This window comes from Novosphingobium sp. ZN18A2, assembly GCF_036784765.1.
In the GTDB taxonomy this organism is placed as follows: domain Bacteria; phylum Pseudomonadota; class Alphaproteobacteria; order Sphingomonadales; family Sphingomonadaceae; genus Novosphingobium.
Window position 1 is genome coordinate 1,851,646 of the sequence record NZ_CP136651.1, and the last position, 24,709, is coordinate 1,876,354.

A 24,709-nucleotide genomic window follows, 5' to 3' on the forward strand; every position below is an offset into this window, starting at 1 on the left:
ACTATTGGTAATTCCGAAAAAACGATAACAGAACGGGCCGCACCATAAATTATAGTCGGGGGGCTAGAGAATGCGGCATATTGGGACGGCGGGCGACCGCCTTGTCCAGGCGACGGCTTTTGCCGCGGTTTCCGCGCTGGCCTCAACTGCGCTTCCGGCACCTGCATTTGGTCAGGCCGCAAGCGGTATTCCCACGCGGGACGAGCTTCAGGGCATAACCCAGGCTCCGGCCGAGGCGCCGCCGCGTCTTTCCATTTCCGGCGGGATAGAGCGTTCGCCCTGTCCCCTGGCCGATCCCAAGTTCAAGGACATTACCGTCACGATCAGTGACGTTGAGTTTCATGGCCTTAAGGAAATCGCACCGGCCGACCTGTCTGCCGCGTGGCAGCCGTTTGCCGGATCGGCGCAGCCGGTATCGGTGATCTGCGAGATCCGCGACGCCGCCGCCACAATCCTGCGCAACAAGGGCTATCTGGCCGCGGTCGAAGTGCCCACCCAGCGGATCGAGAACGGCCATGTAAAGCTTGAGGTGCTCTATGCGCGGATCACCGCAATCCGGGCGCGGGGCGAAACGAAGGGCGCGGAACGCAAGCTGAAGGATTACCTTGGCCGGCTTACCGAGGAAGAGGTTTTCAACCGCTACCGCGCCGAACGCTATCTTTTGCTGGCGCGTGACCTGCCCGGCTACAATGTCCGCCTTACGCTGAAGCCCGCCGGAACCGACCCCGGCGACCTGATCGGCGAAGTATCCGTGCTGCGCCGGCCCTATGTCGTCGATCTGACGGTGCAGGATCTTGCCGCGAAGGCGACGGGCCGCTGGGGCGGGCAGATCCGGGCACAGGCGTTCGGCCTTACCGGCATGGGCGATGTCACGACGGTTTCGTATTACGCAACGTCCGACTTCAAGGAGCAGCATATCCTGCAGCTCAACCACGAGTTCCGGCCGGGGTCGGAAGGGCTCGTGGTGGGCGGCCAGTTCACTTATGCGTGGACGAAGCCCGACATCGGCACGGCTGTCAACGCGTCGCTGGAAGCGCGCACGTTGTTCGCCACGCTTTACGCGAAGTATCCGGTAAAGCGCACGCAGGGCGAAAACCTGTGGCTTTCGGGCGGGTTCGATTTCGTCAACCAGAACGTCGATTTCATCGGTCCGCTCACGCGCGACAAAGTCCGCGTGCTGTGGGGACGGGCCGATTTCGATGCGGTCGACCTGCGGCATCGCGCCCCGCGCTGGCACGTCAACGGTTCGCTGGAAGTCCGGCAGGGGATCGATTTTCTCGATGCGACCCGCACCTGCGTGGGGGCGACCTGTCCCGCAGGCGGGATACCCACCAGCCGCTTCGACGGTTCGCCCGGCGCCACCGTGGTCCGCGCTTCGGGCGAGTTCGAGGTTGCCGCTGGCGACAAGCTGGCATTCGCCCTGCTGCCGCGCGCGCAATATGCGTTCAAGCCGTTGCTCAGCTTCGAGGAATATTCGGCAGGAAACTATACCATCGGGCGCGGGTATGATCCCGGCACGCTTACCGGCGACAGCGGCGTGGGCGGATCGTTCGAGCTTCGCGGTCCGCGCTTCAACTTGCGGCAGGGCACCGATTCCTCGGTGCAGCCCTATACCTTCGTCGATGCGGCGTGGGTCTGGAACAAGGGCGTTCCGGGCGCCCAGCGCCTGGTGTCGGCCGGTGGCGGCATCCGCAGCACGATAAAGGACCGTTTCCGGCTCGACGCCAACATCGCTGTGCCGATCGAAAACGCGGGCTTTCAGGCGCAGCGCGGCGACGTGCGCTTCCTGATTTCGCTGACGACCAGACTCCTGCCTTGGGGGACCAAATGATGGCTACCGACCGGCATCGCACCCACAGGGATATCGCCGTCGCTTCCACGCTGGCCATCGCGGTTTCGATGGCTGCCGGCACTACGGCGGCCAGGGCACAGTCGTTCAACGGATCGGGCTCGGTCGTTGCCGGCACGGCCACCATCGATACGCCGACTGGCACGACGACCGACGTCACGGTGGGCAGCAGCAACGTCGTGATCAACTGGACGCCCACCGACAACGCGGTGAATCCCAACGTCCCGATCCTGTTCCAGAATGCGGGCACGACGGCGACGTTTCAGGGCGACGGCGCGCTGTATCCCAACTTCACCGTTCTCAATAACATCCTGCCGACCGACCAGACGCGCGCGATCCAGTTCGACGGCAACATCGTCAGCCAGTTGACGGGCAACGCGCCGGGGCCGGGCGGGACGGTGTTTTTCTATTCGCCCAGCGGTTTCCTGATCAATTCGACTGCCACGATGAATGTCGGCAATCTGGGATTCTCCGCTTCGCCGATCGCGTATAACGCGACCACCGGTGATTTCGGCGGGGCCAACGGAACGGTTACGTTCGGGCAGGCGCCCAATGTCAATGCGTCCATCATCACGCGTACCGGCGCGAGCATAACGGCAACCGCAGCATCGTCTTACGTGGCGATGGTTGCGCCGCGGATCGTTCACCAGGGCGCCATCAACGTGAACGGGTCCGCGGCGCTGGTGGGCGCGCAGGCGGCGACGATCACGTTTTCGACCAATGGGCTGTTCGATATCCAGGTGGATGTCGGCACCGATTCCGGGCCGGATGCGGTTCTGGTGCAGGGTGGCAGCATCACCGGCCCGGCCGCAGCACCTACAGGGCCAAGCCATCGCGTCTATCTGGTGGCGGTGCCCAAGAATTTCGCGATCGGCCTGGCCATCACGCAGGGAAGCCAGCTTGGGTTCGCCGTCGCGGGGGCAGCGGACGTTCAAGGCAATGCGGTGATCCTTTCGGCGGGGAACGACATCGTTGCCGGTGAAGCGGTATCGGGCAGCGTTGGCGGTGGCGGCGCACCGGGATCGATTTCCATCAGCAATGCCGGCGGCGCAATCGACTTCACATCCGCCGTAAGAGCGGCAGGATCAAGCTTTGCGCTGAGTGGCACGGGGACGACCAGCTTTGCGTCCGACCTTGCGGCAATCGGCGCGAATTCCGCCACGGCCCGCGTGTCGGGCGGCGGGACGCTGTCCGTTACCGGCAACCTGTCTCTTGCGACGGACAGCAGCGTGGCGAACGGCGGGTTCGCCAACGATGGCGGCACGGCATCGCTTCTGGCACAGACCGGCGGCACGATTATCGTTGGCGGCAACGCGACGGTTTCCGCTGCCGCTTCCGGCGACAAGAACGGCGATGGCGCGCTTACCGGCGGCACGGCCAGCCTGGGCGCGACGGGCGCGGGATCGGGCATTTCGATTACGGGCACGGCAACCGTCGATTCGACAGCAAGCGACACATTGCCGCTGGGCATGGCGGCAACGGGTGGAACCGCCTCGCTCTACGCAACCGGCGGCGGCTCCGTGAATGTTGCCGGGCAGGCGACGATCAGTGCCAGTGGCAAGGGAATATCGTCACAGAATACGGCGGGCGGCCTTGCGCAGGCCTATGTTCAGGATGGCGGATCGCTGGTCCTGTCCGACATCAATATGGATGCCGACGCGGACAGCAACCTGTCCAGCGATCCCGGGTCGGTCGGGGGAGCGGCGACAGGCGGCACGGCAAGCATCGCTGCGCTGGGCACCGCGGGCAATATCGCGGTTTCGGGAACGGCCAGCCTTTCGGCATCGGCATTCGGTGGCTTCGGAACCTGCGTGACCTGCGCGGTTGACGGAGGTGCTGCCACCGGCGGCACGACAACGGTGCAGACTTCGGCGGCGGCGCATTCGATCAACTTCGCGTCGATCAATCTCTACAGCGATGCCTATGCCGGCCAGGGCACCAACGGCGACGGCGGATCGGGGACGGGCGGCACATCGTCGATAGATGTCGGCGCGGGGGCAACCGTCACCAGCCAGGGCACATCGCTTTCGGCGGGCGGATTCGGCGGCGGATCGGCCAATTTCAACGGCGGAACAGGGCAGGGCGGCATCGCGACGACGCGCACCGGCACCGGCGCCCAGTTGACCATGAACGGCTTTGTCAATTTGCAGGCATCGTCTTACGGCGGCGATGCGCAGACGACCGGAACCGGCGGCGATTCCTTTGGCGGAACCGCGCAGATTCTTGTTCCGGACGGCACGACGACGCTTGGCCCCAACGGGAACGGCTTTTCGTTCGCATCGATCGATACGTCGGCCACGGGCGGATACGGTCTGGTCGGCGGTTCGGCCACGGGTGGCCTGTCCGGTGTGGCCGTCAACGGGCCGGGCAACTTCAGCTATACGGCGGGCACGTTCGGCGGGCTGTCTCTCTATGCCTACGGTTACGGCAATATCGGGTATGGAGCTACCGGACAGGACGGCTCGACGCAGGGCGGCGAGGCGAGCCTTGTCGTCACGAATGGCGGCACAGCGACGATCAACGGTGACTTCAACGCCTATGCGGACGGCGTATTCTATTCCGATGCGTCAGGCGGCGCGGGTGGAGGCAACGGGACGGGCGGCATCGCCTCGATCTCGCAGGATACCGGCGGCAGCATCGCGATCACCGGCAATGTGAATCTTCAGGCCTCTGGCGTGGGCAGCGACAATTTCGATGTCGGGTCGCTGGCGGGCGGAACGGGAACCGGCGGCAATGCCAGCATAACCGTCAACGATCCGGGCGGGATCACCATCAACGCGACGACCGTAACCCTCACGGCCGACGGTCGTGGCGGCGCAGGCGATTCGCTGGGCGGCGCGTCAGACGGCGGCAGCGGCATTGGCGGCACCGTAACTATCGGTGCGGTCGGCGGGGCAAACCAGGTTACCGGCCAGCTCAGCATGTCGGCGCAGGGTATTGGCGGCGCTTCCGGTACGGACGGGAATGGCGGCAACGGCACAGGCGGCCAGGCCCTGATCGCAACCGCCGCCGGCACCGGCGCGGGATCGATTACCGTGGGTGACGGAACCAATCCCGTCACCATGACAACGACCGGATATGGCGGCTATGCAACGGATACCGGCAATGGCGGCAGCGGCACGGGCGGCACAACGCGGATATCCACACAAGGCGGCGATGTAACCGTAAACGGCCCACTTCTGGCGGATGCCTATGGTCTTGCCGGCATGGGCGCCATCACTGGCGGACTTGGCGGAGACGGGCTTGGCGGCACGGTCGAGCTGGATGCGACCGGCGGTTTCACGCTGACCTTCAACGGCGATGTTTCGCTGGGGGCGGGGGCCGTCGGCGGCACGAGCGATGGGGCGGGAACCGGAAGTTCGGGCACGGGCGGGCTCAGCCGGATATTCGGCAGCGGCGGCAGTTCGCTGGTCGTGAACGGCAATGTGGACAGCGATGCCAGCGGCGTCGGCGGCGATCCTTATTCGGCAGCAGGTATTGGCGGCACGGGCACCGGCGGCACATCGCAATTTCTGATGTGGGATGCCGATGCCACGATCACCGGGAACGCCAATATAACGGCGAGCGGCAGCAGCGCCGTAATGGCTGGCGTCGGGGGCGGCGGCAACGGCGTGGGCGGCAATGCCTTTTTCGGTGTCGACGGTGACCAGGCGGCGACGCCGGGCGCCGGCTCTGCCACGGTAGGCGGTGTGCTCAGCGTTGTGTCGCAGGGCACCGGCTCAGACGGCAGTGCGGGAGGCAGCGGCACCGGCGGCCTGGCCACGATTTCCGCAAATAACGGATCGCTCGTTCTGGGCACCGCGTTGGTCGATGCAAGCGCGCGGGGCGGTTCGTCTCTATCCGACGGAAACGGAGGAAGCGCGACAGGCGGGCAGGCCGCTATCGTCACGCAAAATTCGGACAACGGCCCGGCGACGGTAACCCTTGCCGATGTGCAGGTGCTGGCCGACGCTCAAGGCGGACTGGGCGGCGTCGGAAGTGCGCCTGGTGGCGCCGGTGGTGCCGGAGGCGATGCGGTCGGCGGCAGCGCCGTCGCGCTGGGATCGGCCGGAAGCGGGTCTATCGACATCGGCACCGTGTTTCTTTCGGCGACTGGTGCCGGCGGCGCGGGCGGCGATGGATATTCGGGCTCCGTGGGTGCGGGCGGCCCTGGCGGTGCGGGTGGCAACGCAATCAACGGCGCCGTGCAGTTCGGTACCGAAAGCGGCGCGTTCGATTCGGTGGCGAATACCGGTTCGGCCACGTTCGGCTCGGTCAATGCATTCGCCGACGCGGTTGGCGGTGCGGGCGGCAACGGTGGCACCGGCGCCACGTCCACCGGCAACGGCGGCGCGGGCGGTTCCGCGCAGGCGACCAGCGGCGGCGTGACCCTGCTTGCGAGCGGATCGCCCGTTACGATCACCGGCGATACGAGCATGAGCGCCAATGCAATCGGCGGCAACGGCGGCACTGGCCTTGCCGCGGGCACCGGCGGCGATGCGACCATCGGCAACGGCGGCGGCATAGCGGCGGTCGTCACCAGTCGCGCGCTTCATGCGAACCAGCCGGGAACGCTGAACGCCGGGCTTGTGCTGGGCCAGAGCAACGCCACGGCGGGAACCGGCTCGACCGCTGGCCTGTCGAACGATCTGGGCGGCGCGCTGACGATCCAGGCGCTCAACAGCACGGCGAATGTCGGTGCGCTGGACCTTTCCGCATATGCGGGAACGGCCAGTGCCTCCACGCTGTTCAGCGCGATCGACATCACCAACAGCCAGTTCAACGTCGCCGATTATCTGACGTTCGGCACGTCAAGCGCCGTGCAACTGGCGATGGATACCTCCGACCTTTACGTAACCAACGCGCTGACCATTGCGGGCAGCGACTGGATTTTGCCCGCCACGGCGCCCGCGCTGGCCGGCACTGTCCATGCGAACTCCGCCGTGTTCACGTCCGCCGCGAACATGCTCAGCTATGCCAACCTGGATCTTGGCACGAACACAGTGCTGCAGGCGCCGGGATCGATCATGTTCGGCAATGTGACCGGGGGAAATGACCTGACCGTCCAGTCGCTTGGCGGCGATGTGACGTTGGGGGATCTTGCCGTCAGCAATGTGGCGATCCAGTCGCCCGGTGCGATAGCGACCGGCGCGATCGCGTCACCGGGCGGTGTTGTGACGCTGACGGCGACGAATTCGATTTCCACCGGCGCGATAGACAGTTCGTCGGTAGGTATTTCGTCCAGCGCCGGAAGTGTATCCACCGGCGATATCACGGCCGCCACCGGCGTGAGCATCGATGCCGTGTCGGGCATCGTGACCGGAGCGATCAATGGCGGGTCGGTTGGGCTTTCCTCCACCGGAGGGATCGTATCGACGGGTAACGTCGCGGCCGCCACCGGCGTAAGCATCGATGCCGTGTCGGGTATCGTGACCGGCGCAATCAGCGGCGGGACCGTCGGGCTTTCCTCCACCGGCGGGGGCGTATCGACGGGTGACATCGCGGCCACCGGGGCCGTGAACATTGATGCCGTGTCGGGTATCGTGACTGGCGCAATCAACGGCGGGTCCGTTGGGCTTTCCTCCACCGGCGGGAGTGTGTCCACCGGGAACATCACGTCCGCCACCGATGTGAATATCGATGCCTTTTCTGACATTGCGACCGGCGGAATCGGCGCGCTGAACGGTTTCGTCTATACAACTTCCGGTGGCTCCACCGCGATCAACGGTCCGGTCGCCACCCTGTCGCTCTATGGATATGCGGACGGAGACTTCTCTGCGGGGCTGGTGAATGCCGCTTCCGACCTGTCGGTCTATTCCGGCGGACTGGTGACCGTGGGAGCGCAGTGGTCCTCGCCGCTGATGTACATCACGTCGAACGATATCGATATCCGGCCGGGCAATGCGGCGGTCGGTTTGCCGGGCGGACTTGCCGCGGGCGTCAGCGGCGCGATCTCGCTGCAATCGATCAACCCCGCAGGCATGTTCATCGGAGACGGGCTGACGCCTGGCACCGGTTATGCGCTTTCGAACAGCGAATGGGCGCTGATCAACAGCGGCTCGGTCTATGTTTTTGCGCCGGACAACCCGTCACTCGCCACGGACATGACCATCGGCGACCTGACGATTACCGGCCCGCTGTCCGGCAGCACGATTGACGATCCCAACGGTTCGGTCGTCTTCACGACGGGAGATTCGTCGCAACTCGTGCCCGGCGGGACGATCCGCGTGTCAGGCAATATCACCGCGACCGGCTTCCTGCCCACGAATTATCTGGAATTTTATACCTCGCTGTTCGAGGTGAACGCTGCGACGGGATCGGTCCGCATCGATGACGGCAGCGGAAACCTGGGCGGCATCCTTTATGTTCAGGCGGATTATATCCACGTCGCCAGCGGCTCCATTCTGGACAAGCTGCGCAACGATCCGTTCTATACCGGGCGCTTCCGCGATCTGAACGCACCGACCGGCGTGGAGCGGCCCGAAGGCGTGTTCAACGCGCTTCAGTTCGATCTTTACCCGACGCAGACGCTGTACATACAGAACACCGGGTCCAGCTTCATTCCCGCCGGTTTCGTCACGGCATTCGGCAGCGGGACGGGCGGCATAAGCCTGCCTTCCACGACAACGCCGGGCGGTATTTCGGTGATTATCAACGGCGCATTCGTAACGGACACCGGGCTGGTTCTGGCGAACCGCGCAGTCGATCTGCTGGTCAACGATCCGAACACGAATCTTGCCAGCTTCGCGGCAGGCAGCACGTTCAATGGCTGCGCGATCGACACCGGGATCTGCACCATCGCCGATCCGCAGGTTTCCATATCCAGCCAGATCAAGCTGCTGTCCGTCGATCGCCTTGGCGAAGAACCGTTCGGAAGCTCTCCGGGCGGAGACATGCAGGATGGCGCAGGCGGCCAGCGCGGCGAAAACGCCGAAGAGCAGCGCAGCGAATCCGAAGCGGCGGCGGCGATTTCCAGCTCTGCGATCGCGCCGCCGGCACCGCTGATCGATACGCGGCCGCTAACCCCGCCGCTTCTGATCACCGAACCGTTGACCGGCAGCGGCAATCCCGCGCTGATCGGCACGGGGCATCCGCCGCAGGGTTCGCCGCAAGGAGACTCACAGTGATCCGTCGGTCCCTGACAGGCGCAAGCCTTGCCGTCCTTGCCGCGGCAGCAGCCTTTTCCGCGCCAGCCCATGCGCGCGACAGCGGACCGCTTTCGATCCGCAACAGCTTCCGCATCGGCAACGCCGGCGTGCTGTGCACCGCGCAGAACGCGCCGCTCGACAAGCGGCTCGTCACGATGTTCGATCGCGGTTACCGGATCAGCTGCCGCGACGCCGCCGGGGTGGTGGGCACGATGATCGCGGTGCGCAATCCGGTAGATATCGACACGGCGCCCAGCGCGATGCCAGGTGCCGATTACACGTGCAGTGCATCGAGCGTGGATAAAATCGACAATCTGGGCGGTGTTTCGGCGGCGACCTGCCGCGATCCGAAATCGAAACTGGATTACAAACGCTATCTGGTGAGGCGCGGGGGCGTTACCTACCTGGTCGAAGGGCTTGCCGGTTACGATCCGGCCTTGCGCCTTGCGCTGGCAAGCGTGGTGAAGGATCGCGCGATACCGGGAACGATCCGGGTGGCCACAACCGAAGTTACCGATCCGGCCGCCTTCGCCCGCGTGCAGGCGGGGCAGTTGGACAAGGTGGATATCCGCGACGAAGGTTATCAGCGTAACAACGGTGGCAGCTTCGCGGAATCGAGCGAGTTCTTCGAAACGCTCGCGTCGCGTCAGCGCGGCGATTCGCGCACCGCGGCAGAGGCCATTGCCAACCAGGGACTGCAACAATCCAACCTGGGCAATTTTTCGGGCGCGGAACGCCTGTTCCAGTCGGCAACCGAAGTGCTGGCGCGCAACGATGGCGTTACGCAGCGGCTGATCCGCAACTACCGCGCGATCAATGCGCTCAACCAGCGCGACCCCGATGGCGCGCGCAAGGCGCTGGCCGCGCCTGTCATCCCGGTCAATGCCGATTTCGATGAGAACGGGCTTAAGGACGGCTATATCAACACGCCGCTTTCCGACCAGATCAACCGGGAAAACGTTTCCCTGCAAAGGATTGGCGGCGTCGATACCGGGCTTACCCGCGTCGAACGCGCGGTGATCCTTGATGCGCAGGGCCTGTCGCTTGCCGCGACGGCAGACCGCATGGAAGGCAAGGACGCGGCGGCAACCGACAAGTTCAATAAAGCCGAAGCGCAGATAGATTCCGTCCGCGATGGCCGCGTCGTCTCGGTCAACTGGCTCCGTTCGGAAATCAGCATGGAACTGGCCCTGATTGCAGAGAAGCAGGGCCATGCGGGCGAGGCGGAAAGTGATTACGACAACGCCATCTCGTTGATCGGGGAAGCCTATCCGCAATCCCCTGCGCTGCTTGCCGCGCAGGCCCGCAAGGCGGCCTTCCTGGGGCGCACGGGCAAGACCGACCAGGCAAAGGCGCTCTATGCATCGGTGGTCGCCGCCAGTGCGGACGTGACAGACAGCGGCCCGGCCTTGCGCCAGCTTCTTGCGCCTTATTTCGATCTGCTTGCAGCCAATCCCGATCAGGCGTCTGCGGGCGCGATGTTCGAAGCATCGCAGGTTCTGCAACGGCCCGGCGTTGCGCAGACCCAGGCCATTCTGGCGCGCGAGTTTTCGCAAGGGAATGACGAGGCGGCATCGCTGTTCCGCCTGTCGCTGGTGCGCAGCCGCGAGATTGCCCGCACGGAAGGCGAAGTGTCGCAGATTTCCGCGATAGAGAACCCGACATCGCAGGATCTCGACAACCTTCGCTCGGCCCAGGAAACGCTTGCCTCGCTGAAGCAGGACCAGACCGCGCTGGTAGCGAAACTGGCCGCCTATCCGCGTTACAAGGTGCTGGCCCCGCAACGCGTTGCGCTGTCGGACCTGCAAAAGTCGCTTTACGCCGGCGAGGCCTATTACAAGATGATGGCGGTGGGCGATAAACTTTATACGCTGTTCATCACGCCCGACAGTGCAAAGCTGTTCAAGATTCCGCTGACGCGCGAAGAACTGGCCAAGCAGGTCCAGACAATCCGCGACAGCGTGGTGACGGTGGAAAACGGCCAGCAGGTCAACTACCCGTTCGATCTCGACAGCAGCCGCGCGCTCTATCATTCGTTGTTCGATCCGATTGGTGGCGACGTGCCGGCCATCCGTCACCTGATTTTCGAACCCGATGCCGCGATGCTGCAGCTGCCGCCTTCGGTTCTTGTCACGACCGACAGGGGAATCGCGCATTACAAGGAAGAGAGCGCGAAGCCGGATGGCGACCCGTTCAACTTTACCGGGATCGACTGGCTGGCACGTGGGCGCGAGATTTCCATCGCGGTCAGCCCGCGCGGGTTCATGGATATTCGCAAGCTTGGCCGGTCGTCGGCGCCGCGCAATTATCTGGGGCTGGGGCACAATGCGGTGCCGGCCTTCCGCCCGGTGGCAGCGGTGGCGACGGAGTGCGAATGGCCGCTTGCCCTGTGGCAACACCCGATTTCCGCGAACGAGCTCTATTTCGCGGAGAAGAAGCTGACCAAGGGGTTGAGCGAGGTGCGCACCGACGCGCAGTTCAGCGATACCGAGCTGGATGGCGACAAGCAGCTTGACCAGTATCGCATCCTGCATTTCGCGACGCACGGGCTGGTTACCGCACCGCGCCCCGATTGCCCCGCGCGGCCGGCGCTTGTGACCAGTTTCGGCAAGGGCAAGTCGGACGGGCTGCTTTCGTTCAAGGAAGTGTTCGATCTGAAACTGGACGCCGACCTTGTGATCCTTTCCGCCTGCGATACCGCCGGGCAGGCATCGGTGGCGGCCAGCCGTGAAGCGGGCGTGACCACCGGCGGCAACTATGCGCTGGACGGCCTGGTGCGCGCGTTCGTAGGCGCGGGTGCGCGCACGGTGGTCGCCAGCCACTGGCCAGTGCCGGACGATTTCAACGCGACCACGCGCCTGATTGGCGGCCTGATCGACGCGAAACCCGGCGAACCGCTCGCCAAGGCGCTTGAAAACGCCGAGGAAAAGCTGATGGACGATCCCAATACGTCGCATCCGTTCTACTGGGCGGCGTTCATCATCCTGGGCGACGGCGCAAAACCGCTGATCGACGCACAGGGCATGGCAAGCGCGAAACAGGGGCATACTGCAACGCAATTGGCCGCTAAAGGACCGCAGCGCCGCAGTACATCGGTCCTGTCGCAATAGGTCATCGGCTTCGCGCAATTCCGCGTGCATCGGCACGCGCGAAGAAGGGGGGCGTGACTTGCCGCGACAGGGCGGTCGTCCTGCGTGTTCGCCATGAAAATCAAGCGGGACAATGGTTGTGAGCGTTGCGACTACAAGTGAATCGGTGTTCGGAACCAGCGAACCGTGGAACACCAAGATCATTTTTGCGCGCGTTCGGGATTATGTTCTTGAAGAATTCATGCGCAAAAGGGGAACCGTTCGTTTCGTGCAGGTCGGCGCCAATGATGGTTGCCGAGCAGATCCGATAAACCGCTTCATTCTGGAAGGTCGCTGGCAGGGGCTGCTGGTAGAGCCATTGCCCCGCGCACATGCTGCGCTGCGTCAGACCTATGCGGATATCGACGGGCTTGCGTTTGCCGAAGTCGCTGTTGCCGAGAGCGACGGAACCGCAACGTTTTTCGAAGTCGACGGAGAATTCGACGTTCTCAGTTCGTTTTCGAAAGACACCATTCTGCGCCGCGCCGGAACGCGGCCGGGCCTTGCAGAACGCATTGTTGAACGCACGGTGGTCACGCGCCGGCTCGACAGCCTGCTGGCAGAGACGGATTGCGCCATGCCCGACGTTCTGGTGGTCGATACGGAGGGGCACGACGACGTGGTGATCGGATCGCTGGATCTGGAAAGCCGGACTCCGTCGATCCTGCTTTTCGAACACGTTCATCTAAGCCGTGATGGCTCCACGACTTTGCGTAACCGTTTGGAGAAACTGGATTATACGCTGATCTGGGACCGCCACGATTGCCTGGCGATCCATGCATCGGCCTTTCCCGATCACGAAATCCGCTTCTTTCGAGAGGTCGTGGATGCGGCGCGCGCCAAGACATAGCGGCGCGGTAATCGGCCGCTTTGGTTTTTCCGTTTACGGAACCATTCTGGAAAAGAAGAAAGTGGCTCCCCGAGTTGGATTCGAACCAACGACCAAGTGATTAACAGTCACCTACTCTACCGCTGAGCTATCGGGGAGCAGCCCGGTCTCCCGGGCAGGGGTGCGCCTATAACAGCGCGGAACGGTTTGGCAAGAGCCCTGATGCGGATTTTCAGACCTGGAATTGTTCGGTCACGATCCGCTCGTCCAGGCTGTGGCCGCGATCGAATAAAAGGGACAGGCTGCGCTTGCGCGAAATCTCGACCGAAACCTCGCTTACGTCGCGCACTTCCTTCTGGTCGGCCACCACGGCAACGGGCCGCTTCACCGCTTCGAGTACGCGGAACGAGATCGTGGATGTATCGGGCAGGATCGCCCCGCGCCAGCGTCGCGGACGGAATGGACTGATCGGGGTAAGCGCCAGAAGGTCCGATCCCAGCGGCAGGATCGGGCCATTGGCGGACAGGTTGTATGCGGTGGACCCGGCAGGCGTTGCGACCAGCACACCGTCGCAGGTGAGTTCGGCGATCCGCACCTTGCCGTTCACCGTCACTTCCAGCTTTGCGGACTGGCGCGTTTCACGCAGCAGCGACACTTCGTTGATCGCGTAGAAGCCGCATTCCTCGCCCGCGTTGGTCACAGCCTGCATCAGCAGCGGATTGACGGTGACGTGCTTTGCCCGCGTCACGCGCTCAACGATGGAGCGGCTCGATTTCCGCTTGTTCATCAGGAAACCAACGGTGCCCAGGTTCATGCCGTAGGCGGGTATCACCCGGTCGCTGTCGAGCATGTGGTGCAGCGTTTGCAGCATGAAGCCGTCGCCGCCCAGAACGACCACCGCTTCGGCTTCTTCCAGCGGGACGAAATCGTGCGCCTCGCGCATTTCGGTCGCCGCTTCCTGCGCCTTGTCGGTGATCGAGGCCAGCAACGCGAGGCGCGGCTCTTCACTCATCGGATCATGTCCCCCAAGCCCGTCCTTCGCGGATGCAAAAAGCGCGCCCGCATCGGATTTGCGCCGGTGATATGGCCCGAAAGGCGTTATTGCAACGCACAATCCCTTCGATTCCAACATGCTTGGCCACGGGAACCCTTTGGCAAGCAGTCGCTGCGATAAGGGAGGTTCATGCGCGATACTGATAACCAGACGGTCGATCCGATCGATACGGACCTGCTAACCGGCCTGCCAACGGCGGCTGCCGCGCGGGCCTGGCTGGACGGGGCAGGGCCGGTGCATGCCATGCTGGCCGGGCTACACCGCTTCCAGGCGGTCAACATGGCCTATGGCGCGTCGGCCGGCGACGGCGTTCTGGCCGAGATCGCCCGGCGAATCGCCGCCTTCGCGCGCGAGGAACTTGAGGGTGATTGCCTTGTCGCCCGGCTTTCGGGCGGGGCGTTCTTCGTGGCATCGCGCCATCCGGAAAGCCGCGAACGCTGGCAATGGCTGGCCGAGGCGTTGGCCGCCGGGATTGCCCGGCCCTTGACGGTTGACGGTGTCGAACTGCGGCTTGCTCCGCGTATTGCGCTGTTGCGGGGGCAGGAGGGCGAGGGCGGGGAAGATGTGCTCGACCGGTTGGACCAGGCGCTTTCCACCCTGCAGCGCCATCCGGCGCGGCGCCTGCTGTGGGCCGATGGCAGCCACAAGGCACGCGGGCGCAGCGAGGCGCAGCTTGAGGCCGACCTGATCGGCGCGATGAGCCGGAACGAGATCGCGCTGCTGTTCCAGCCGCAATACTCGGTGACGGACGGCCGGCTTGTCGGAGCGGAGGCGCTGGCGCGCTGGAACCACCCGGTACTTGGACGGGTAGGGGCCGAAACGCTGTTTGCGATCGCCACACGCGGCGATCATGTCGCGCAGCTATCGCGCCATATCGCGCGGCGGGCGATGGAAACGGCCGCAGGGTGGCCGGTCGACCTGCGCCTTTCGCTGAACGTGACCGCCGAAGACCTGGCGACGCCCGATTTCCGCGTGGCGATGGAAAGTGCGTTGGCCGATGCGGCGCTTGCGCCCGACCGCCTGACGCTGGAGATCACCGAGCAGACGCTTGTTGCCGATTTCGAATCCAGCCGTGCCGCGCTGGAGCAACTTGCCGCGCGCGGCGTCCAGGTGGCGATGGACGATTTCGGCACCGGCTTTTCCAATTTCCGGATGCTGAAGGCGCTCCCGATCAATGCGTTGAAGCTCGATGCTTCGCTGGTGCGCGATATTGGCCGCGATTCGCGTGACCGCGCCATCTTGCGCGCGATCGTGCAGATGGCCGCCGCGCTGCGGCTGAAAGTTGTGGCGGAAGGCGTGGAATCGGACGATCAGCTTGCGATCCTGCGCACGGAAGGGTGCGAGACCTTTCAGGGTTTCCTGCGCTCCGGACCTGTGCCCGCCAAGGAATTTCCCTGACCGCGCGCAGTGATCTCCCCTAGGCCGCCTTGGCCTTTCTGGCCTTTGCCACGATGCCGGAAAGCCCCTTCGTAAGCTGGACAAGGCCGTTCAGCCGCGCTTCCGCGCTGCCCCATGCGCGCTGGATCACCAGCTTGTTGTCCGGGCGCAGCCGCGCGGTGCCTTTCAGCCGCTCGACATAGGCGATCAGCCCCATCGGATCGGCGAACTCGTCGTTATGGAAGCTGACCAGCGCACCCTTCTGCCCGACGTCGATCTTGGCGATATTGGCGGCGATGGCCTGGCGCTTGATTTCTATCAGCCGCAGCAGGTTCTGCGTGGGTGCGGGCAGGGGGCCGAAGCGGTCGATCATTTCGGCGGCCAGCGCTTCCACGGCATCCGGCCCTTCGGCGTCGTTCATGCGGCGATACAGCGCCATGCGCACGGCAAGATCGGGCACGTAATCGTCGGGGATAAGGATCGGCGCATCCACCGTGATCTGGGGCGAGAGCGCTTCGCGGTCCTTCATCAGGCCCAGGTCTCCGGCCTTGGCGGCCATGATCGCGTCTTCCAGCATCGACTGGTACAGTTCGAAGCCCACTTCGCGGATATGGCCCGATTGCTCATCGCCCAGCAGGTTGCCCGCACCGCGTATATCCAGATCGTGGCTGGCAAGCTGGAAGCCCGCGCCAAGGCTGTCCAGATCGCCCAGCACCTTCAGCCGCTTTTCCGCGACTTCGGAAAGCGCCATGTCTTCCGGATAGGTAAGATAGGCATAGGCGCGGATCTTGCCGCGCCCCACGCGCCCGCGAAGCTGGTAAAGCTGGGCCAGGCCGAAGCGGTCCGCGCGGTGGATGATGATCGTGTTGGCGCTGGGAATATCCAGCCCGCTTTCCACGATGGTGGTGGACAGAAGAACTTCGTATCTCTTTTCGTAGAACGCGCTCATCCGGTCTTCTACATCGCCAGCGCTCATCTGGCCGTGGGCGGAGACATAGCGCACTTCGGGAACGGTTTCGCGCAGCCAGTCTTCCAGTTCGGGCATATCGGCGATGCGCGGCACGACGATGAAACTTTGCCCGCCGCGCTGGTGCTCGCGCAGCAATGCTTCGCGCATCACCACCTCGTCCCAGGGCATCACGTATGTGCGCACGGCCAGACGGTCCACCGGCGGGGTCTGGATGGTGGAAAGTTCGCGCAGCCCGCTCATCGCCATCTGCAACGTGCGCGGAATCGGCGTGGCGGTAAGCGTCAGAACATGGACGTCGGTCTTCAGTTCCTTCAGCTTTTCCTTGTGCGCAACGCCGAAGCGCTGTTCCTCGTCAACGATCACAAGGCCCAGGCGCTTGAACTTCACCTGTTTCGACAACAGCGCATGCGTGCCAATCACGATATCGACCTTGCCGTTTTCCAGCCCTTCGCGCGTGGCGGCGGCTTCCTTCGCGGGGACAAGGCGCGACAGGCGCCCGATCTCCAGCGGGAAGCCGTTGAAGCGTTCGACGAAGTTCGCATAGTGCTGGCGCGCAAGCAGCGTGGTGGGCGCGACGACCGCGACCTGCCGGCCCGCCATCGCCGCGACGAAGGCCGCGCGCAGGGCCACTTCGGTCTTGCCGAAGCCCACGTCCCCGCAAACGAGGCGGTCCATCGGCTTGCCTTCGGTAAGGTCGCCCAGCACGTCTTCGATCGCGCGATCCTGGTCGTCCGTCTCTTCCCACGGGAAGCGGTCCACAAACGGGCCATAGCTTGCCGGGTCGGCCGCCAGCACGTCACCCTTGCGCAGCGCGCGTTCGGCGGCGGTCGTCATCAACTGGCCGGCCATTTCGAGGATGCGTTCGCGCATCCGCGCCTTGCGCCGCTGCCATGCCTCGCCGCCCAGCTTGTCCAGCGCGACGCCTTCGCTGTCATGGCCGTAACGCGACAGCACATCCAGGTTTTCGACCGGGATATAAAGCTTGTCGCCGCCCGCATATTCCAGCTGCACACAGTCGTGCGGGGAATCGCCGACCGTGATGGGTTCCAGCCCGATATAGCGGCCGATGCCGTGATCCATGTGAACCACAAGGTCACCGGGATTGAGCGCGGAAAGCTCTGCCAGGAATGCGTCGGCATCCTTGCGGCGCTTCTTGCGGCGTACCAGCCTGTCGCCGAGGATATCCTGCTCGGTCAGCAGTTCCAGGTCGCCGTTCGCGAACCCGCTTTCCAGCGGCAGGACCAGCGCGACCGACCGGCCCGAAGCGGCAAGTCCCAGCGCTGCCTGCCAGCCTTCGGCAAGCGCGGGCTGCTGCTTGCCCGCTTCTGCCAACAGGGAGACAAGGCGCGAGCGCGACCCTTCGGAATAGGCGGCGATCAGCGGTTTGCGCCCGCCTTTGGCGACATTGGCCAGATGCTTTGACGCGGCTTCGTAGATATTCAGGTTCTGCGCGCGTTCGGGCGCGAAATCGTGCGATCCGGTGAAGCCGAAATCGATCACCGTCGCGGATTCAGGCTCGGCAAACTGGGTAACGCGGTGCGCTGGCAGGCCCGCCAGCGCCTGCGCCAGTTCATCCGCCGTCAGGTAAAGCGCATCGGCGGGAAGCGGGCGATAGCTGCCTTCGGCCCGCCCGGCCGCTTCGAAGCGCGCGGCACGGTAATCGGCGATATCGGCAAAGCGTTGCTCTGCCGCCTTCGCCGCTGCCTGGTCGATCACCACAAGATCGTTGTCTGAAAGGTGATCGAACAGCGTGACCATGCGGTCTTCGAACAGCGGCAGCCAGTGTTCCATCCCGGCGAGGCGGCGCCCGTCGCTGACGGCCTGGTAAAGCGGATCGCCGGTGGCGTTGGCGCCGAACTTCTCGCGATAGCGGCCGCGAAACCGTTTTATGCTGTCTTCGTCCAGAAGCGCTTCGCTTGCCGGCAGCAACAGGTGGGTCTGCACCGGTTGCACGCTGCGCTGCGTGTTCGGGTCGAACAGGCGCAGCGTTTCAAGATCTTCGTCGAAGAAATCCAGTCGCAATCCGTGGTCGAGCCCCGAAGGAAAGATATCGAAGATCGATCCGCGCACGGCATATTCGCCCGCATCCACCACGGTATCGGTGCGCGAATAGCCCTGTCGCTGGAGCAGCGCGATCAGGCTTTCACGCCCGATCCGCGTTCCCGGTTTCAGCAGGCGCGTGGATTCGCGGATGCGGAAGGGCGTCAGCACGCGCTGCGTCGCCGCATTGATCGTGGTGACGAACAGTTGCGGCTTGTCGCTCGCCTGTTGCAGCCGGTGGAGCGCGGCAAGCCGCCGCGCGCTTACCGAAAGCGCGGGAGAGGCGCGGTCGAACGGCAGGCAGTCCCACGCCGGGAATTCGATCACCTGAAGGTCGGGCGCAAAGAATCCGGCGGTATCCGCAATCGCGCGCATCGCCGCCTCGTCCGGCGCGATGAACACGGCGCGGCCGCCCTCTTTCGCATGGGCGAGCGCGCGCGAAAGGTCCGCCATGACCAGCGGCTGCGCGCCGCGCGCGACAGAGGCGAGCGTAAGCGGGGTGGTGGCGGACAGGATTCGGTTCAGATCGGCCATGGTTTCTGGTGCTTCTGCCCGGACGGCATTGGATTGCGCGCAATGGCAATTGCCCCGCGCGGCGTTTTGCCGAACGGGGAGCGGTTCGCCTGCCTATCGCGGCGGGCTGACGGGAAATCAAGCGGTCAGGGCGCGATGGATACGAAATCGAGCTTTTTCAGCGCATCCATCTGCGGCCCGGCAAAGCGATCCGGCACGTCCGCCGTGCCCATCGCCCAGGCCATGACGTCGGGATCTTCCTCTTTCAGAAGGTCCGCGAACCAGCCGATCTGTTCTGCATTCCATCCGGCCGCGAAGCGATCGAAGAAGCAGCCCATCATATAATCCATTTCGCGCGTGCCGCGGTGCCATGCGCGGAACCGCAGGCGGCGCATCATCTGGTCGTGTGTCTGATCGGCGTCGGTCATGATCGCGCGGTAGGCCGGGGGCCGCTTGCAGGCAAGCCCCCGGTCGCTCCCGCAAGTCAGGCGTTGGCGCGCAGCGCTTCCACCAGTTCGTGCGGCTGCTTGCCGATCATGTCCTTGGAAACTTCCTTCGCAAGCGCGCGCTCCGTCATCTTGTGATAGTGCTTGCGCAACTCGCCAAGCGTGCGCGGTGCGGCGAAAACCACCAGCGTTTCGATCTTGTGGCCCAGCACTTCGGAATTCAGCCAGCCGGCAACCGCCGCGGCGTGGGCGTCTTCGTCCAGAAGGTGACCCGTGGGATTGCCGGAACTGGAATAGTGGTGCGCGCCCGCGCCCTTGTTGTGTTCGTCCAGCTTGGGCGTCGGCAGCGCGGACAGGTCCGGCTCGGCCTCGTTTCCGGCGTTGCGGTAAAGCTCGAAATTCTTGCCGTCGACGACGGCGATGACAGTGCCATGAGCAAGAAGCATGTGGGATCCCCTTGGATTCGATTTTCCAGTGACACCGATAATGCACCGGCGTGCGGGCCGGTCCATGCGCCAGGTCAAATATGCGCCAGGTCAAATATGCGCCGACCGACATATGCGCCAAGGCAAATTTGAAAACGCCGCGCAGGCTAACACATTTGCGCTGTCCCGTAAGCGTTGTCAGGCTATGAAGCGGGCATGCGACCCGACCTGCTAAATCCCCTGTTCGCCGAAACGGGCGGCCTGAAGGGCGTGGGACCGCAGCTTGCGAAGCCGCTGGACAAGCTGGGCCTCACGCGGATTCGCGACCTTGCCTATCACTTGCCCGAACGTTTCGTGGACCGCCGCACGGTGGCCAACCTCGATGAAGCGAGCGTGGGCGAACAGATCATCGTGCCGCTGACCGTGCGCGAACATCGCGCATCCAGCGGGCGCGGGCCGTTTCGCGTGCTGGCGGAAGACGCGGCCGGGAACATCGTTGCGCTCACCTATTTCGGCCGCGCATCCTATTCCGCGCGCAAGCAGCTTCCGGTGGGGGAAAAGCGCTGGGTTTCGGGCAGGCTGGACCAGTTCGGCCAGACGCTCCAGATTGTCCACCCCGATCATGTCGCCAACGAAGCCGCCGGCGCGCTGGGCACGCTTTGCGAGCCGGTCTATGCCCTGTCCGAAGGGCTGACGCAGCCCAAGGTTGCTGCGCTTGTCCATCAGGCGCTGGAGCAATTGCCGGAATTGCCCGAATGGATAGAGCCGGGCCTGCTGCAACGGATGGACTGGCCCGCGTGGCACGACGCGCTGCACCTTGCGCACAAGAACGTCCACAAGGCCGCGCGCGACCGGCTCGCCTATGACGAGTTGCTGGCCAACAGCCTTGCGCTGCTGCTGGTGCGGGCCACCAACCGCAGCCGGCGCGGCACGCCGCTGACGGGGGACGGGCGCCTGCGCGACAAGCTGGACCTGCCGTTCTCGCTCACCGGCGCGCAGCAGCGTTCCATTGCCGAGATCGAGGGCGACATGGCGCAAGGCGCGCCCATGCTTCGCCTGCTGCAAGGCGATGTCGGTTCGGGCAAGACAGCCGTGGCGCTGAACGCGATGCTGATCGCGGTAGAGGCGGGCGCGCAGGCGGCCATGCTTGCGCCGACCGAGATCCTTGCGCGCCAGCACTTTGAAACGCTGCGCCGCATGGCCGCGCCGACCGGCGCCAACGTTGCGCTGCTGACGGGCCGCGACAAGGGGAAGGCGCGCGAATCGATCCTGATGGGATTGCTCGACGGCAGCATCGACATCTGCGTGGGCACGCACGCCATTTTCCAGGAGAGCGTGTCCTACCACAACCTGGCGCTTGTGGTGATTGACGAACAGCATCGTTTCGGCGTGGGGCAGCGCCTGATGCTTACGCAGAAAGGCAAGCGCACCCCGCATTGCCTGGCGATGACGGCAACGCCGATCCCGCGCACGCTGACGCTTGCGCAATATGGCGAGATGGACGTGAGCCGGCTCGACGAGATGCCGCCGGGCCGGCAGCCGATCGATACGCGCGTGGTTTCGCAAGACAGGCTGGAAGACGTTGTCGGCGCGATCGGGCGGCATCTTGAAACGGGGCAGCAGGCCTATTGGGTCTGCCCGATGGTGCGCGACAACGAAAGCGCGGACCTTGCCGCCGCCGAGGCGCGTTTCGCTGCGTTGAAGGAACGGTTCGGCGATGCCGTCGTGCTGGTCCACGGGCAGCTTCGGCCGGAAATCAAGGACGCCGCGATGGAACGCTTCGCGCGCGGTGAAGCAAAGCTGCTGGTCGCCACCACGGTCATCGAAGTCGGTGTTGACGTTCCCAACGCCACGCTGATGGTGATCGAACAGGCAGAACGCTTCGGCCTCGCGCAGCTTCACCAGTTGCGCGGGCGTGTCGGGCGCGGGGCGGACAAGTCCACCTGCCTGCTACTGCGCGGCGATGCGCTGTCCGAAACGGGGCGGGAACGGCTTGCCCTGATGCGCGAGACGCAGGACGGGTTCCGCCTGGCCGAAGAGGACTTGCGCCTGCGCGGCGGCGGTGAACTGCTGGGCACGCGGCAATCGGGCGATACGCCGTTCCGCATCGCCAGCTTCGAACAGATCGCGGAACTGCTGCCGTTGGCGCATGACGATGCGCGTTTGCTGCTGGAGCGCGACAGCGGCCTTGCCGGCCCGCGCGGAGAAGCGGCGCGCGTCCTGCTCTACCTGTTCGAGCGCGACTGGGGCGTGCAGCTCCTGAGGGGCGGATGACCTGGGCGCACCTTCTTTCGATCGCCTATTTCGTGCTGCACGCCACGTTTATCGGGCGCGCGCTCTATCGCCCGAACCGCGATCCGGCTTCGCGCCTTGCCTGGATTCTTGCGATCCTGCTGATCCCGGTGGGCGGCATCGTGGCCTATGTGCTGCTGGGTGAAACCAGCGTCGGGCGCAGGCGCAAGCGTGAACTGCGGGCAATCCTCGATCGCCTGCCGCGCCCGCACGGGTGGGACGGGTCTTTTGATCACGATCCGCAAGATCGCTATGCCGCGCCGTTCATCGCCGCACGCAACATAAATCGCCTGGGCGCCGTCCGTTGCCCCCGGCCCGAACTGATGGCGGATGCGAACGAGGCGATAGACCGCGTCGTGGCCGATATCGAAGCCGCGACCGATAGTGTGCACATCTGTTTCTACATCTGGCTGACCGATACGAACGGGCTGAAACTGGTTGAAGCGGTGCGCCGGGCCGCGCTGCGCGGGGTGGCCGTGCGCGCGATGGCCGACGGCGTGGGGTCGGCGGACATGATCGCATCGCACCACTGGCGGCGCATGGCCTCTGCCGGGGTGAAGCTGGATGTCGCTCTGCAAGTGGGCAACCCGGTGCTGCGCGTTCTGTTTTCGCGGATCGACCTGCGCAACCACCGCAAGGTCGTGGTGGTCGACAACGCGATCACCTATTTCGGCAGCCAGAACGCCGCCGACGCCGAATTTCGCGTAAAGGCGAAATACGCGCCGTGGATTGACGTGATGATGCGTTTCACCGGCCCCGTCGCGCAGCAGCACCAGTATCTTTTCGCCAGCGACTGGATGGCCGAAGGGCACGACGATCTGGGCAGTTACCTGTCGCCCGACAATCCCGAGCCGCCCGACGCGCCGGTTATCGCGCAGGTCATGGGGACGGGGCCGACCCTGGAATATGCGGCGATGTCCGAGGTGTTCTGCTCCATGCTGCACACCGCCGCGCGCGAGGTGATCATCACCACGCCCTATTTCGTGCCCGACGATTCGCTGATGTCGGATATCGTCGCGGTGGCCCGGCGCGGGGTTTCGACCACGCTGATCCTGCCCGCGCGTAACGATTCGCGCGTGGTGGCAGGGGCCAGCCGCAGTTACTATGCCGACATGCTGGACGCCGGGGTGCGCCTGTTCGAATACGAAAAGGGCCTGCTCCACGCCAAGACGCTGACCGTGGACGGAGAGATCGCGCTGATCGGTTCCGCCAACATGGACCGGCGCAGCTTTGACCTCAATTTCGAGAACAACATCCTGATGCGCGACCGGCAGACGACAGCGGCCCTGCGCGCGCGGCAGATGGAATGGCAGGCGGATTCGCGCGCCGTTTCGCCGGGCGACGTGGCAAGGTGGGGCGTGGCGCGCAAGTTGCTCAACAACCTGCTGGTGACGGTAAGCCCGATTTTGTGAAGGCGGATTTCGCGTCGGGCGGCCATCCCCCGGATGGCCGTTCAAATGGGGAAATTGGTCGGGGAGAGAGGATTCGAACCTCCGGCCCCTGCCTCCCGAAGACAGTGCTCTACCAGGCTGAGCTACTCCCCGACCGGGTCCCACCCGCCGTGCGGCGGGGTGAGGCAGAGCGGCGCCTATAGAGAGCGAATGGCGGGGTGGCAAGCGGGCAATCTCGCGCCTAGTGTCATTTCATGGCGACCGCGCTCGATCAGACCGATTCCACAACCCGCAGCCATTACGAATGGCAGTATCTCGACCTTATGCGCCGCATCTGGGCGCAGGGCGACGAACGAATCGACCGCACCGGCGTCGGCACGCGGTCGGTGTTCGGGGCGCAATTGCGATTCGATCTGTCGGGTAATCGTGTTCCGCTGCTCACCACCAAGCGCGTTTACTGGAAAACCGCCGCGCGCGAATTCCTGTGGTTCCTGACGGGCGACACCAATATCCGCACGCTTTGCGCGCAAGGCGTGCAGATCTGGACCGACTGGCCGCTGGACCGTTATCGCAAGGCGACGGGTGAGGATATCGCGCGCCAGGCCTTTTCCGACCGGATCGTGGCGGATGCGGATTTCGCGGCGCAATGGGGCGATCTCGGCCCGGTCTACGGCAAGCAGTGGGTCGACTGGCCGACGTATGAAGCCGCGGGGGAAGGGCTGTTCCGCGCCGGGCCGGGCGTGAACCAGGTGGCCCAGGTGGTCGAAAGCCTGAAGAACAACCCCGGCAGCCGTCGCCACATCGTCGAAGGGTGGAACGTGGCGGAGCTTGACCGGATGGCGCTGCCGCCGTGCCACAAGACCTATCAGTTCCACGTCGCAGATGGCCGGCTTTCGTGCCTGCTTTACCAGCGCAGTTGCGATGTTGCGCTGGGCCTGCCGTTCAATCTGTTCGGCGCGGCGCTGTTCACCCGGATGCTGGCGCAGCAGGCAGGGCTTCAGCCGGGGGCGCTGGTGTGGATGGGCGGCGATACGCACCTGTACCTGAACCACGCGGACCTGGTGGAAGAACAGCTTTCGCGCACCCCGCAAGGCGATCCCAGGCTTGAGATTGCGCGGCGACCGGATAGTATCTTCGGATACCGTATCGAAGACTTCGCCGTTTCGGGCTACACTCCGCAAAAGCCCATTGCCGCACCTGTCGCGGTTTGACCGGCGCTGATTGACTCGGAAACGTTCGCGCAATAAAATAACTGCGCGTTATAATTT

12 protein-coding genes and 2 tRNA genes are annotated in these 24,709 nt (G+C 64.5%); 8 read left to right on the plus strand and 6 right to left on the minus strand.

The window, feature by feature from the left end:
- Nucleotides 1-70: 70 nt before the first annotated feature.
- The 4 genes from RXV95_RS08945 (at nucleotide 71) to RXV95_RS08960 (ending at nucleotide 12,954) form a co-directional block, all read left to right on the plus strand.
- Nucleotides 71-1,831 (plus strand): ShlB/FhaC/HecB family hemolysin secretion/activation protein, encoded by a 1,761-nt coding sequence (locus RXV95_RS08945; protein ID WP_338465707.1) that lies wholly within the window; start codon nucleotides 71-73, stop codon nucleotides 1,829-1,831.
- Nucleotides 1,828-8,955 carry a hypothetical protein gene (locus RXV95_RS08950; protein ID WP_338465708.1) on the plus strand — a complete coding sequence of 2,376 codons (7,128 nt, stop codon included), beginning with the start codon at nucleotides 1,828-1,830 and terminating at the stop codon, nucleotides 8,953-8,955. The genes RXV95_RS08945 and RXV95_RS08950 overlap by 4 nt, the downstream gene beginning before the upstream one ends.
- The gene (locus tag RXV95_RS08955; protein ID WP_338465709.1) at nucleotides 8,952-12,086 is read left to right on the plus strand and encodes a CHAT domain-containing protein; all 3,135 of its coding nucleotides are present in this window, start codon (nucleotides 8,952-8,954) and stop codon (nucleotides 12,084-12,086) included. The genes RXV95_RS08950 and RXV95_RS08955 overlap by 4 nt, the downstream gene beginning before the upstream one ends.
- 220 nt (nucleotides 12,087-12,306) lie before the next feature.
- A complete protein-coding gene (locus RXV95_RS08960) occupies nucleotides 12,307-12,954 on the plus strand; it encodes an FkbM family methyltransferase (RefSeq protein WP_338465710.1) in 648 nt (215 codons plus the stop codon).
- A gap of 62 nt (nucleotides 12,955-13,016) precedes the next feature.
- On the opposite strand, the gene RXV95_RS08965 is transcribed toward RXV95_RS08960, so the two are convergent.
- Both RXV95_RS08965 and RXV95_RS08970 read right to left on the minus strand, forming a co-directional pair.
- A tRNA-Asn gene (locus tag RXV95_RS08965) sits at nucleotides 13,017-13,091 on the minus strand.
- Nucleotides 13,092-13,165: 74 nt separating this feature from the next.
- Nucleotides 13,166-13,945, minus strand: a complete 780-nt coding sequence (locus RXV95_RS08970; RefSeq protein WP_338465711.1) for an NAD kinase — start codon at nucleotides 13,943-13,945, stop codon at nucleotides 13,166-13,168.
- A 171-nt stretch (nucleotides 13,946-14,116) separates the two neighbouring features.
- Between RXV95_RS08970 and RXV95_RS08975 the strand changes: the two genes are divergently transcribed.
- Nucleotides 14,117-15,385, plus strand: a complete 1,269-nt coding sequence (locus tag RXV95_RS08975; RefSeq protein ID WP_338465712.1) for a GGDEF domain-containing phosphodiesterase — start codon at nucleotides 14,117-14,119, stop codon at nucleotides 15,383-15,385.
- A gap of 19 nt (nucleotides 15,386-15,404) precedes the next feature.
- Here RXV95_RS08975 and mfd read toward each other — a convergent pair whose 3' ends face one another.
- The 3 genes from mfd to RXV95_RS08990 form a co-directional block, all read right to left on the minus strand.
- A complete protein-coding gene (gene mfd, locus RXV95_RS08980; protein WP_338465713.1) occupies nucleotides 15,405-18,908 on the minus strand; it encodes a transcription-repair coupling factor in 3,504 nt (1,167 codons plus the stop codon).
- Between the two features lie 125 nt (nucleotides 18,909-19,033).
- Nucleotides 19,034-19,315: a succinate dehydrogenase assembly factor 2 gene (locus tag RXV95_RS08985; protein WP_338465714.1), complete on the minus strand. Its 282-nt coding sequence runs from the start codon at nucleotides 19,313-19,315 to the stop codon at nucleotides 19,034-19,036.
- 56 nt (nucleotides 19,316-19,371) lie between these two features.
- Complete coding sequence (locus RXV95_RS08990; protein ID WP_338465715.1) at nucleotides 19,372-19,779, minus strand: host attachment protein; 408 nt, start codon at nucleotides 19,777-19,779, stop codon at nucleotides 19,372-19,374.
- Between the two features lie 195 nt (nucleotides 19,780-19,974).
- Between RXV95_RS08990 and recG the strand changes: the two genes are divergently transcribed.
- Together recG and cls are read left to right on the plus strand one after the other, a co-directional pair.
- Complete coding sequence (gene recG, locus RXV95_RS08995) at nucleotides 19,975-22,032, plus strand: ATP-dependent DNA helicase RecG (RefSeq protein WP_338465716.1); 2,058 nt, start codon at nucleotides 19,975-19,977, stop codon at nucleotides 22,030-22,032.
- The gene (gene cls, locus RXV95_RS09000; RefSeq protein WP_338465717.1) at nucleotides 22,029-23,462 is read left to right on the plus strand and encodes a cardiolipin synthase; all 1,434 of its coding nucleotides are present in this window, start codon (nucleotides 22,029-22,031) and stop codon (nucleotides 23,460-23,462) included. The genes recG and cls overlap by 4 nt, the downstream gene beginning before the upstream one ends.
- 55 nt (nucleotides 23,463-23,517) lie before the next feature.
- On the opposite strand, the gene RXV95_RS09005 is transcribed toward cls, so the two are convergent.
- Nucleotides 23,518-23,594, minus strand: a tRNA-Pro gene (locus RXV95_RS09005).
- Nucleotides 23,595-23,695: 101 nt separating this feature from the next.
- Between RXV95_RS09005 and thyA the strand changes: the two genes are divergently transcribed.
- The gene (thyA, locus tag RXV95_RS09010; RefSeq protein WP_338465718.1) at nucleotides 23,696-24,652 is read left to right on the plus strand and encodes a thymidylate synthase; all 957 of its coding nucleotides are present in this window, start codon (nucleotides 23,696-23,698) and stop codon (nucleotides 24,650-24,652) included.
- Nucleotides 24,653-24,709 lie beyond the last annotated feature (57 nt).